Source organism: Corynebacterium stationis (assembly GCF_001941345.1).
GTDB classification, from domain to species: Bacteria; Actinomycetota; Actinomycetes; order Mycobacteriales; family Mycobacteriaceae; genus Corynebacterium; species Corynebacterium stationis.
The window spans coordinates 1,393,139-1,405,759 of record NZ_CP009251.1 but is presented as its reverse complement, the minus strand read 5'-3'; the positions used below and the strand labels follow the sequence as shown (position 1 = coordinate 1,405,759).

Genomic DNA, 12,621 nt, shown 5'->3' with positions numbered 1-12,621 from the left:
GTGAAGAATTTTGAGACTTTGTTTAATGAACTTGCAGAAAAAGCCAGTGAGCGGCCAGCGGGCTCAGGCACGGTTGAAGCATTAGACAAGGGCGCCCATTTCATCGGCAAGAAGATCATCGAAGAAGCCGGCGAAGTGTGGATCGCATCGGAATACCAGTCCGACGAAGAACTGGCTGAAGAAATGTCACAGCTTATTTACTGGACCCAGGTGATGATGCTCCATCGTGGCATCACCCTGGATGACATCTACAAGAACCTGTAAATAATCTTCGTATCCGCTTAACAACTGAAGTGTTTTCGACGCGGATAGGCGAAATAGAAAAATTCGAAGGACCAATTCATGATTAAGATTGCTGTTCCGAACAAAGGCTCACTGTCTGAAATGGCGGTGAAAATCCTGAGCGAGGCTGGCTACAAGTCCCGCGGTATGACCAAAGCTCTCAACATCGTCGATGAGGCAAACGGCGTGGAGTTTTTCTTCCTGCGCCCGAAGGACATCGCTATTTATGTTGCTAAGGGTCTGCTGGACCTGGGAATTACCGGACGTGACCTGGCCGCTGATTCCCGCGTCAAGGTTCAAGAGCTGCTGCCTTTAGGTTTTGGTTCTTCTACTTTCCGCTACGCCGCGCCACAGGGGCAGAACTGGAAAGTTGAAGACCTCGACGGCAAGCGCATCGCGACTTCGTACCCAAATGTTGTGCGTGACTACCTGACCGAACACGGCATGAAGGCAGAGGTCATCCGTCTTGATGGCGCCGTGGAAATCTCCATCAAACTTGGCGTTGCCGATGTCATCGCAGACGTCGTTTCCACTGGTAACACGCTGCGCCAGCACGGGCTGGAACCTTTCGGCGAGCCATTGATTGACTCCGAAGCTGTAGTCATCAAGCGCGTGGACACCGATGTCACCGAAGATGAGCAGGTCATTCTCAAGCGCATTCAAGGCATCTTGAACGCCTATAACTACCTGATGATTGACTACAACATCCACAAGGACAACTTGGATGCCGCCACAAACATCACGCCGGGACTGACGGGGCCGACTGTTTCGCCACTGGCGCGTGAAGATTGGGTCGCAGCGCGCGCGATGGTGCCAAAGAAGCAAGCGAACCAGCTCATGGATGATTTATCAAAGCTCGGAGCCGAAGCAATTTTGGCTTCAGAGCTTCGCATTGCCCGCATTTAGGGGTATAAAAACCTGATTTGGTTCGTACGCCATGTGAACGCGGTTACGATTGTTGCAGAACACTTCAGTTTTGCTTGATTACCTCCAGTAAAACCACGGTGAAAACATCACCGTGGTTTTCTGCTGCGACATCAGGCACGTATCCGAACAAGGAGCGCGAAAAACATGGCCAAGACCTCCAAGAAGGACGAATCCACGCAGGATAAGTCAGCACCGGAGAAATCTGCCGAAGCAACCGCGAAAACAGCCGATGCTCAAGCGACAGATAATCAGTCAATTCCAGCGGCAACCGGGTTAAAAGGTCCAGCAGTCGCGGCAGAGAAGGCTGTAAAGACCTCTAATATCAAGACCCGCGTGGAAGAAGACCTTCTGGGCAAACTTGAGGTTCCTGAAGATGCTTATTACGGCGTGCACACCATGCGTGCGCTGGATAACTTCCAAATCTCTTATGTCACCGTCAACTCCATCCCCGAGTTCATCCGGGGCATGGTGATGGTGAAAAAGGCCACGGCCATGGCCAACCGTCGTTTGCACACCTTGCCAAAGAAGAAGGCCGAAGCCATTGTCTGGGCTTGTGACCAGATTCTCGAAGAAGGCCGTTGCATGGACCAGTTCCCGCTGGATGTTTTCCAGGGCGGCGCGGGTACCTCGACCAACATGAACACCAACGAGGTCATTGCCAACCTTGCGTTGGAATACCTGGGGGAGAAGAAGGGCAGCTACGACGTCATCAACCCAAATGACGACGTCAATATGTCACAGTCGACGAATGACGCTTACCCAACCGGTTTCCGTTTGGGGCTGTATTTCTCTATCAACAAGCTGATCGAGCGCATCTGCGCGCTACAAGATTCCTTGGCAGCCAAAGGCAATGAGTTCCAGGACATCTTGAAGATGGGCCGCACCCAGCTCCAGGATGCGGTTCCAATGACGCTTGGCGATGAATTCCAGGCCTTTGCACGCAACCTACAGGAAGAGCAGGCCGTGCTGCGCATGGCGCAGGGCATGCTGCTCGAGGTTAACCTCGGCGCAACCGCTGTCGGTACCGGTGTTAACACCCCGGCCGGTTACCGCCACCAGGTCGTTGCTGCGCTGAGCGAAGTTACTGATCTGGAAATCAAGACTGCACGCAATCTGATCGAAGCTACCTCCGACTGTGGCGCCTACGTGCTGCTGCACTCTGCGATCAAGCGCACCGCCATGAAGCTGTCCAAGATCTGCAACGACTTGCGTCTTTTGGCTTCGGGTCCACGCGCTGGCCTAGGTGAGATCAACCTTCCCCCACGCCAGGCTGGTTCTTCGATCATGCCAGGTAAGGTCAACCCAGTTATCCCCGAGGTTGTTAATCAGGTTTGTTTCAAGGTCTTCGGCAATGACCAGACCGTAACTATGGCGGCTGAAGCAGGCCAATTGCAGCTCAACGTCATGGAACCAGTCATCGGCGAGGCTTTGTTCCAGTCGATTCGTATCATGGGCAACGCCGTGGATACACTGCGCGAGAAGTGCATCGTCGGCATTACTGCCAATGCTGATGTTTGCCGCGACTACGTGGTCAACTCCATCGGTATTGTTACCTACCTCAACCCATTTATCGGTCACCACAATGGCGACCTCATCGCCAAGGAGTCCCTCGAAACCGGCCGCGGCGTACGCGAACTGGTCTTGGATAAGGGCTTTATGGATGAAGAAACTCTGGACAAGGTGCTCTCTGTTCAAAACCTCATGCACCCAGAGTTCCGTGGCCAGCTCTACGTGGACGAATAAATCCCGCGTGCTTATTAAGCAACAACTGATGTGACAAATGCCCTCCCGAGTGGAGGGCATTTTCATTGCTTTTGAAGGCGAATTTAGATCACGTGGGTGGTGGTTCAAACGCCTAAATGCACTGCGTACGATGGAAGGTATGACAAAGCATCTAAGTGACGTAGAAATTGCCCAAGCCCATAAGCTGCACCCGATTGCTGAGATTGCCGCTAGCGCAGGAATCCCTGCTGGAGCGCTCATTCCGTATGGAACGAACAAGGCCAAAGTAGACATCGAAAAGCTGCCCAAGGCGGGCAAGCCCGGGAAATTGGTGTTGGTGACCGGTGTTTCCCCAACTCCGGCAGGCGAAGGAAAATCTACGGTCCTTATTGGTCTCACTGATGCGCTCAACCGCCTGGGTAAGAAATCTATTGTCGCAATTCGTGAGCCTTCCCAAGGCCCTGTGATGGGTCTCAAAGGTGGGGCGGCCGGCGGCGGTTTTGCGCAGATTGTGCCCATGGAAGATATTAACTTGCACTTCACGGGTGATTTCCACGCGATTGCCGCTGCGACTAATACTTTGGCCGCTTTGATCGATAACCATATCCATCAGGGCAATGTGTTAAATATTGACCCGAATAAGGTCACTTGGCAGCGCTGCGTGGATGTCAATGACCGTGCACTGCGCAAGGTGGTCACTGGTCTGGGCGGGGCTGTTAACGGTGCTGCCGCGGAAACTGGATTTACTATCACGGCGGCCTCGGAAATAATGGCAATTTTGGGTCTTGCGACCGACTTGGAGGATCTCAAACGCCGATTGGGCGCAATTACCATTGGCTTTACTTTCGATGACCAGCCGGTTACCGCTGACGACCTTAAGGCTGCAGGTGCCTTGGCTGCTCTAATGCGCGATGCTTTGCTGCCGAATTTGGTCCAGACATTAGGTGGAGCGCCCGCTTTTGTGCACGGCGGACCGTTTGCCAATATCGCCCATGGCTGCAATACGTTATTAGCTACGCAGGCAGCTCTTAATCTTGGCGATATCGCGCTGACAGAAGCTGGATTTGGCTCGGATCTCGGCGGCGAAAAGTTCTTCGATATCAAAGCTCGCTTCGGCGACCTTAACGTCGATGGGGCAGTGGTTGTCGCGACTATTCGCTCCCAAAAATACAACGGTGGCGTTGCTCGCGAGGATTTGCAGAAAGAAGACCTAGGGGCGCTGGCCAAAGGCATTGAGAATTTGGAGCGCCACGTAGAAAACATTCGGAAGTTCGGCATCCGTCCGGTCGTAGCGCTTAACCTATTCCACTCCGATACCGAGGCAGAGCGTGACTTTATGCGCCAGTGGGCGAAAGACTTCGATGTTGCCTACGCAGAGGCCGATGTGTTTACCCAAGGAGGTGCGGGTGCCGAAAAGCTGGGGCAAACGTTGCTAAACAATCTGGAGGGAACCTCGACTCCGCTTTATGATCCGGCGCACGGCGTCGAAGCGTCGATTGACACCATCGCCAAGGAAATCTACCGCGCAGAGGAAGTTCAGTACTCCAAGCGGGCGTTTCGTGATCTGCAAACCTTAAAAGACAACGGCTGGGACACCATGCCGGTGGTGATTTCCAAGACGCAGTACTCCTTCTCCGATGATCCTACGGAACTGGGCGCACCTGAAGGCCACACATTGCACGTGCGCGAAATCATCCCACGCACCGGTGCAGGCTTCAATGTCGTTCTCACCGGTGATGTCATGACCATGCCCGGGCTACCCAAGGTACCTGCGGCCAATAACATCGATGTCGATGCAAGCGGAAGCATCTCTGGCCTGTTCTAACTCAAAATAGGCATGACAAATTGACAAGTGTGCCACGCTTGTTGAGCGCACCTGTTGCGCTAGAACTGCTTTAAAACTTCGGCGGATCTAGTCGAGGCCTCGGGACTTGCCGCTGTTGGAGGCTGGGGTGATTAGATAAGGTCCATCGCCCCCATGCTGCTCACGTGGTGCGTATTGCTCACCAGTTTGCCGCCTGGGGTGTGCAGGCGGACTTTGCCGCGGTGGCGGCGCATCCTGCCGCGCTTGGGTTTACCCGGACTCGGCTTCCCGTTTCCTCGCTTGTTTTTTCTTTTCTGTGACCCGGGATTGCCCGGGTCACCGTCGTCGTTGACGCCGTTGTGATACTTGCACAGCATCGTGAGGTTCGATGGTTTGGTGTGTCCACCGTTCTTGTGTGCGTCAATGTGGTGGATCTGGCATCTATCGGCTGGTACGTTGCAGTCTGGCCACGGGCAGACGAGATTCTCTGCCATGGCTAAAGTTCGTAGCTTGTCGGACGCGAAGCGGGCCTCATAAAGGTTGACCGGGCCGGCGGTAGGGTGAAAGAGACCGACATAGAGCTTGTCACCAAGGGAGCCGGCCATCGCAGCGTTGATGAATTCAGCGCCGGTCATGGTCGTGCCGTCGGATAACGCAACAACGACGTCCTCGCCTTTGCCGCAGGAGACTTTCGCGAAGTCATCGAGGCCAATAGCAATGACGGTGCGGTATTCGGGCTTGATGAGACCAGTGCCGTTGCCTTCGAGAAGTTCCCAGAAAGGCTCGAGCAATGCTTCAGAGCGTGGCTGGTCCTCATCGTGCTTGATGCCAACATCAAGCGTCTTTTCTAAATCGGTAATACGGCACTGGGTATCGGTAATACTTATGGTGCGTAGACCGTCAATAGCCCGGCCGACGCGAACGCCGCGCTTCTTCTTGGTGTCGCCGCCTTCTTCCGTGACACGTTTCTTGGCGTAGGCTTCGACTTCTTCGAAGGTGCCTTCAAACGCGATAAGTTCTGCACGCAAGCGCCAAGCGGCACCGCGCTTCTTCAACTTCTTGGCGTGCTTTTCCACCATCTCTAAATACTCAAGGCTTAAACCCCGCTCTTCAGCAAGTGCTACTGATTCGCGTTGTAGGCGAGGTGAGTCGGTGGGGCCGAAAAGGACATCGGAAAGCTGGGTGAAATTCTTGGCGGTCTTGCGAGCCATGCCATCGCTTGCCATGTCGTATGGCGAGCGTTTAGACATGTCTTTTAAGATGGCTATTGCTTGGCTGGTGAGAGCCATAAATTCTTCGTATTTATCCATGCCTTCGACACTAAAATGCCTTTGCAAGCCCGCGCTAGGGGAAGGTCAAAAACCTGTGGATAACTACGTTGACACATCACGCAACAGGCGAAGTTATCCACAGGCAGGCGGTTTAGGAGCCATCGACAAGCTAATCTGCGGTGGAACCTGGCCACCCGGGATACTCTGGTGGGGTACCGCCGAATGCGGGGCACAGGTCCTGGAAAGAGCACCAGCCGCACAGCTTTGATTTCTTGGGGCGGAAAACGCCTTCCTTGCCATCGCCTTCGATCTTGGCCCATAGGTCACCCAAATCGCGCTCGAAGTACTCGAGTTCCTCCCGCGAGGGCATCAAGAACATTGAATCGAATACCTTCAAATACATCAGGCGTAGCTGCGTTGGGATAACACCATGGATCCGCCAGTACACCAGGGCATAAAAACGCATCTGGAACTGCGCATCGTGGGAGTACTGCGGCTTGGGCTTCTTGCCGGTTTTATAATCCACTACGCGCACTTGCCCGGTTGGCGATTCATCAACGCGGTCAATAAAACCACGCACGGGCACGTTGTTAGGCAAGACGGTATCGACGTACATCTCAACTGCTTTGGCGTCGAAGCCTTGCGGGTTTTCCATCTGGAAATAGCCCTTGACCAGCTCCCGGGCGTCAGTGAGAAAGTCTAGAGTTTCTTCCTCTGGTACTAAATCTTTAAGTTCTGTGTCTTTTTCACACATGAGCTCCCACTCGGGCTTGAGAAATTTCACGGCGCGGGGATAGGTGCGCTCATCGCGCGGGAGCTCATGTGTCTTCTCCAGTGCCGCGTGCACCAATGTTCCTTTAACCTGCGCGATGGTCTTCGGTTCGGGCAAACGGTCAATCGCCCGGAGGCGATATAGCAAAGGGCACTGGTTGTAATCGCTAGCGCGCGATGGTGACAGTGCTAGCGGCCGGGGGCGACGTGGTGCGCTAGGTTGTGCTTGCTGTTGCTCGTCTGCAGCCGTGGAAGTTGTGTCAGAAGAGCTAGAAGTAGAGCTAGAAACAGATGTATGGGGGAGATTCATGGTGTTTCAAGCTTAACGCGAGCCAAAGAAATGGCACAGTAGAGGGTATGGAAAATACCATTGCAGACTTTATTGATTTTATCGAGCAATCGCCAAGCTCCTACCATGCCGCTGAGGTAGTAGCCACGCGGTTGCAGGACGCTGGTTTTGTGCGTGTCGATGAAACCGCGCAGTGGCCATCTACTCCCGGTGGATATGTGATGGTGCGCGGCGGGGCAGTGATGGCCTGGGTTGTGCCAGAAAATTTCACCGGGGGATTTAAGATTGTAGGCTCGCACACGGATTCACCAGGGTTTATGGTGAAGCCCAATCCGGATTTTCGCAATGCTGGGTGGTCGCAGCTTGCAGTTGAGGTCTATGGCGGGCCGATTTTGCACACGTGGTTTGACCGCGAGTTAAAACTTGCGGGTCAGGCGGTTTTAAAGGATGGTTCGCGGCGTCTGGTTGATACTGGTGCTTTGGTGCGCATTCCTAATTTGGCGATCCACTTGCACCGTGAGAAGAACTTTGAGCCAGACCGTCAGGTGCATGTACAGCCGATTATTGGCCTAGATGCTGACGATATTTCTTTCGCCCAGGTGCTTGCTGAAAAGCTTGAGGTGGATGCCGAGGAGATTTCCGCTTTCAACCTTATTACCGTAGATTCCCAACGCGGCGAAGTCTTTGGCGCTGGCCACAAGTTCCTGGCTGCCGGGCGCATGGATAATCTTTCTTCGGTGTGGGCAAGCATGCAGGCACTCATTAGCGCGGCCGAGGACTATTCCGGCGAGGATGTGTTGGTTCTTTCTGCCTTTGACCATGAGGAAGTCGGTTCGGCATCACGCTATGGTGCCGCGGGACCGATTTTGGAGGATGTGCTCACCCGTACCGCCGCGGCATTAGGCAAGAATGAAGAAGAACGCCGGCAGATCTATGCACGCTCTTCGTGCATCTCCGTCGATGCCGCGCACAGCGTGCACCCTAACTATGCAGTCAAGCACGATCCGACCCATCACCCGTTGATTGGCCAGGGCCCGGTGACAAAGATTAACGCGAATCAGCGCTACGCTTCCGATGCCACCTCTATCCACCTGTGGGAATCCGCCTGTGCGCGTGCTGGAGTTCCAGTGCAGCGTTTCGTCGGTAATAACGCCGTGCCGTGTGGCAGCACGATTGGTCCAATCACCGCAACGCGCTTGGGCATTGACACCGTGGATGTGGGTGTGCCGTTATTGTCCATGCACTCCGCCCGTGAACTTGTGGGCGTGCAGGACCAACTATGGATGATCGATGCACTTAAGGCATACTTGGTTGGTTAAAACAACTAGAGCCTAGCCTTTCGGCGCTAAAGGAGATTCTCACATGCCTTATTCCGGTCCATTTCAATACGGTGACCGAGTGCAGCTTACCGATGCAAAACGTCGCCACTACACCTTGGTCCTGGAAGAGGGAGTGAAGTTCCACTCCCACCGCGGCATCATTGAGCACTCGCAGATCGTGGGCATGGATGAGGGCTCCGTGGTCACCTCCACGCTCGGTTCGGATTTCCTGCTCTTCCGTCACCTCATGGTTGACCATGTCCTTTCCATGCCGCGCGGCGCTGCCGTGATTTACCCGAAAGACTCGGCACAGATCTTGGTCGAAGGCGACATCTTTATGGGCGCACGTGTCTTGGAGGCGGGTGCTGGTTCAGGCGCGTTGTCTATGACCTTGCTGCGTGCGGTGGGGCCTGAAGGCCATGTATTTTCCTATGAGATCCGCGAAGACCACCTGGAATTTGCCGAGAATAACGTTGAAGAGTACTTCGGCAGCAAACCCGAATGGTGGTCCCCACGCTTAGGCGATCTAGGAGATGTCACCGTAGACGATCTCGGCGGCCCGGTCGACCGGATCGTCCTGGATATGCTTGAGCCGTGGGAGCACTTGGAGACCGTACGCGATCTGCTCATCCCAGGTGGCGTGTTTATGACCTATGTTGCCACCGTGCCGCAGCTGATGAAGGTCATGGAAGGCCTGCGTGAGCTCAAGTGCTTTACCGAGCCGCGCGCGTGGGAGTCTTTGGTACGTGAGTGGAAGGTGGAAGGTCTTGCAACCCGTCCGGAGCACCGAATGAATGCCCACACGGCCTTTTTGATTTGGACCCGTCGTCTAGCTGATGGTGTGACTCCACCAGCGGTAAAGCGACGTGCGCGCCGCTAGCATTACCCCTAAAATTACCCACCCACGGTATTAATATCTCGCAGGTCACACTCGTTGACCTGCGTTTTTAATTGGGTAAGCTTTGCCTTATTTTTAACCGCGTGGTTTTGAACGGCAAGGTTACTCAAAGCGCTAAGGTGGACTCATGTCACAATCCAACCGAGACCAAGAAAAGAATTTAGACGCCCATAACGCGAGTGAGTTACGCGTTCAGGTGCGCAAGCTTAGTGAACGCAATTCTTCACTTGCCTCGTTGTTGCAAAGTTCCCGCAATAAACTGCAGCAATTGGCTGCAGATGTTAACGAATTAGCCGAACCCGCATCCTCATATGGAATCTTTTTGGGCTACTCCGGCCGTCCGCATGATTCACGCCGAGACGCCGAAGTTTATACCAATAACCGGCCCATGCGTTTGAAGATCTCCCCGCAGGTAGAACCAGGCACCTTAAAAGTTGGCCAGCTGGTTCGCTTAGGCGACGGCATGGTTGTTGTAGAAGGCTGCGGTTTTCCACGCGATGGCCAACTTGCCACTTTGTCCGAGCGCATCGGTTCTGACCGCGCGGTGGTTTTAGCAAGCAATAATGAAGAATCTATCGCAATTATCGCTGAGCATCTGCGAGATTCGGTGCGCTCTGGTGATACGGTGCTAATCGATAGCCGTGCAGGCATCATCTTAGAGCACGTGCATAAAACTGAAGTCTCGCAACTGCAGTTGGAAGAAGTCCCCAATGTCTCCTTTGAGGATATTGGCGGTTTGGATGCGCAAATTTCGCAGATCCGCGACTCCGTCGAACTTCCTTTCTTGCACCCAGAGCTATACCGCGATTATGCACTGAGCCCACCCAAAGGCGTGCTGTTGTACGGCCCTCCGGGCTGCGGTAAGACGCTGATTGCAAAGGCCGTGGCGAATTCTTTGGCGCAGCAAATGGGAGAGGAGTCTTCTTCTTACTTCCTTAATGTCAAAGGTCCGGAGCTGCTCAATAAGTTCGTTGGTGAGACCGAGCGCCGCATTCGCATGATCTTTGAGCGCGCACGCGAGCTTGCGGCAATTAACCCCAACCGCCCTGTCATCATCTTCTTCGATGAAATGGAATCGATCTTCCGCACCCGCGGCTCCGGCGTTTCCTCGGATATGGAGACCACCGTCGTCCCGCAGCTGCTGACGGAGCTAGACGGTGTAGAAAAGCTCGACAACGTCATCATCATCGGCGCGACCAACCGTGATGAACTCATCGATCCAGCAATCATGCGCCCTGGCCGCCTCGACATTAAGGTGCGCGTCAATCGCCCGAATAAGCAAGGTGCGAAAGATATCTTTGATTCGCACTTCCCAGAAGATGTTCCGCACATTGGCCAGCGTCAAGATCTCATCGAGTTTGCCACCGACGAGCTCTTTGGCGATCGCCCCTTTGTCCGCGTCCACTTTGATGATGGTTCGGACCGCGTTTTGCACTACCGGGACTTTGTCTCCGGTGCGATGATCGCGAATATCATGTCGCGCGCGAAGAAGCTGGCTATTAAAGATTCTCTGCTGAATCCAGATGGACCCAAAGGCATTGACCGCGCGCACTTGTCGCTAGCTATTGCAGCTGAGCAAGCTGAAAGCGAGCATTTGCCCACCAAGACGAATGCGGATGAATGGGTCAAGACCATCGATGGTGGTTCTTCCAGCCCGCTGACTCAAGGGCTAAAGATTGAGAGCATCGAGTTTTTAGGTTTTAGGAGTTCAACATGGCACGTTTCCTAGGTACCGAAACCGAATACGGTATTTCTACGCCTGAGTGGCCAGAGCTTTCCCCGATCATCACCTCGACGCACGCGGTGGTCGCCTACGGCGCAATGTTTACTTCCGCGCGCTCGCGGTGGGATTTCGCCGAAGAACATCCGCTGCGCGATATGCGCGGATTCGATCTCAAGCGCTATTCCACTGTGCCCGTTGTGGATCCCAACGCGATTGGCGTTGCCAATGTGGTCACGCCCGCCGGCGCGCGATTTTATGTTGACCACGCACACCCCGAATATTCCTCCCCGGAATGTTCTAATGCCTGGGATGCCATGGTCTATGACGCCGCCGGTGATGGTGTCTTGCTCGATGCTGCGGCAGCGGTCGCCAGCCTCACCGCCGAAGGCAAATCCGTTCTAGCGAATAGCGAACCTTGCCCACCGTTGAAGTTGTATAAAAACAACGTCGACGGCAAGGGCGCATCCTACGGTTCGCACGAAAACTACCAGTACTCCCGTGATACGGACTTCGACATGTTGGCGCAGGCACTGATCCCGTTTTTCGTCGCGCGCATCGTGGTAACCGGCGCCGGCCGTGTCGGTTTGGAACAAGATGGCTCCGAGCCAGGTTTCCAGATTTCCCAACGTGCCGATTACATGGAGCAGGAAATCACGCTAGAGACCACTCTTAACCGCGGCATCATTAACACCCGCGACGAGCCACACGCCGACGCCGAGCACTGGGGTCGCTTGCACGTCATCGTTGGCGATGCCAATATGTCGCAGACTTCCAACCTGCTTAAGCTCGGCATGACCTCCATGATCCTCGATGCCATCGAGCAGGGCGTTGATTTTAGCGATCTGAAACTTGCCAACCCCGTCGCGGAGATCAAGAACGTCAGCCGCGATCTGAGTTTGCAGCACAAGCTGAAGCTCAAAGACGGTCGTGAGCTTAGTGCTTTGGAGATTTTAACCATTTACCGCGAGCGGGTCACACCAGCTTCTGAGGTAGATACCAAGGTGCTTGAAGCGTGGGATGAGGTTGTCGCATTGCTTGTCGATGACCCCCTGTCCGCCGCCCATCTTCTCGATTGGGTCGCAAAATATCGCCTCATTAAAGGCTTTACCAACCGCGGTGTTGCTTTAGATGATCCGAAACTGGCTCTCATCGACCTGCAGTACACCGATATCGACCCCGCAAAGTCTTTGTATCACGCGCTCGTGCGCAAGGGGCGGATGCGAACTCTGGTAAGCCCAGACGAAATCGAGGCTGCTAAGACCACGCCACCACAAGATACCCGGGCGTATTTCCGTGGCCGGGTCACAGAGAAATTCGGCGAGGATGTGCTGGCTACCAACTGGCAAGTGATGTCCGTGCAGGAGCACCAAGTCACGCAAGGCACAGATACCACAGCACACCTAGCGCACATTCGCTTCGATGATGTGGGCAGCTTCAACCACCAGGCAGTAGGGGAGATTATCGATGCCTCTTCCACGGTGTCCGGGCTGGTTAAAAAGCTCGAGGAGCAGGGAATTGGCATACAACGGACAGCCAAGCCCATTAAAGTACGACGTTAGTGTGCGTTTGCACACTAACGATAAAGAGAATGCACTGGCGATAAAGAGTTCAAAGC

10 protein-coding genes are annotated in these 12,621 nt (G+C 54.3%); 8 read left to right on the top strand and 2 right to left on the bottom strand.

Annotated features, from left to right (window positions below):
* From CSTAT_RS06530 to CSTAT_RS06515, 4 genes are all read left to right on the top strand, one after another.
* Positions 1 to 264, top strand: a complete 264-nt coding sequence (locus tag CSTAT_RS06530) for a phosphoribosyl-ATP diphosphatase (protein WP_066839830.1) — start codon at positions 1 to 3, stop codon at positions 262 to 264.
* Between the two features lie 78 nt (positions 265 to 342).
* Positions 343 to 1,188 carry an ATP phosphoribosyltransferase gene (gene hisG / locus CSTAT_RS06525; protein WP_066793986.1) on the top strand — a complete coding sequence of 282 codons (846 nt, stop codon included), beginning with the start codon at positions 343 to 345 and terminating at the stop codon, positions 1,186 to 1,188.
* 165 nt (positions 1,189 to 1,353) lie between these two features.
* A complete protein-coding gene (gene aspA / locus CSTAT_RS06520) occupies positions 1,354 to 2,952 on the top strand; it encodes an aspartate ammonia-lyase (RefSeq protein WP_075722873.1) in 1,599 nt (532 codons plus the stop codon).
* A 139-nt stretch (positions 2,953 to 3,091) separates the two neighbouring features.
* Positions 3,092 to 4,756, top strand: coding sequence for a formate--tetrahydrofolate ligase (locus CSTAT_RS06515; RefSeq protein ID WP_075723829.1), 1,665 nt, complete (start codon positions 3,092 to 3,094; stop codon positions 4,754 to 4,756).
* A 131-nt stretch (positions 4,757 to 4,887) separates the two neighbouring features.
* Here CSTAT_RS06515 and CSTAT_RS06510 read toward each other — a convergent pair whose 3' ends face one another.
* Together CSTAT_RS06510 and CSTAT_RS06505 are read right to left on the bottom strand one after the other, a co-directional pair.
* Complete coding sequence (locus tag CSTAT_RS06510; RefSeq protein WP_075722872.1) at positions 4,888 to 6,045, bottom strand: HNH endonuclease signature motif containing protein; 1,158 nt, start codon at positions 6,043 to 6,045, stop codon at positions 4,888 to 4,890.
* A 130-nt stretch (positions 6,046 to 6,175) separates the two neighbouring features.
* Positions 6,176 to 7,087 (bottom strand): RecB family exonuclease, encoded by a 912-nt coding sequence (locus CSTAT_RS06505; protein WP_211273029.1) that lies wholly within the window; start codon positions 7,085 to 7,087, stop codon positions 6,176 to 6,178.
* Between the two features lie 47 nt (positions 7,088 to 7,134).
* Here CSTAT_RS06505 and CSTAT_RS06500 point away from each other — a divergent pair, with 47 nt between their 5' ends.
* The 4 genes from CSTAT_RS06500 to dop all read left to right on the top strand — a co-directional run bounded on the left by CSTAT_RS06500 (position 7,135) and on the right by dop (position 12,565).
* On the top strand, positions 7,135 to 8,385 hold the full coding sequence (locus tag CSTAT_RS06500) for a M18 family aminopeptidase (protein WP_075722871.1): 1,251 nt from the start codon (positions 7,135 to 7,137) through the stop codon (positions 8,383 to 8,385).
* A 43-nt stretch (positions 8,386 to 8,428) separates the two neighbouring features.
* On the top strand, positions 8,429 to 9,265 hold the full coding sequence (locus tag CSTAT_RS06495; RefSeq protein WP_066793973.1) for a tRNA (adenine-N1)-methyltransferase: 837 nt from the start codon (positions 8,429 to 8,431) through the stop codon (positions 9,263 to 9,265).
* A gap of 145 nt (positions 9,266 to 9,410) precedes the next feature.
* Positions 9,411 to 11,012 carry a proteasome ATPase gene (gene arc / locus CSTAT_RS06490; RefSeq protein WP_075722870.1) on the top strand — a complete coding sequence of 534 codons (1,602 nt, stop codon included), beginning with the start codon at positions 9,411 to 9,413 and terminating at the stop codon, positions 11,010 to 11,012.
* Positions 10,997 to 12,565: a depupylase/deamidase Dop gene (dop, locus tag CSTAT_RS06485; RefSeq protein ID WP_075722869.1), complete on the top strand. Its 1,569-nt coding sequence runs from the start codon at positions 10,997 to 10,999 to the stop codon at positions 12,563 to 12,565. The genes arc and dop overlap by 16 nt, the downstream gene beginning before the upstream one ends.
* Positions 12,566 to 12,621 lie beyond the last annotated feature (56 nt).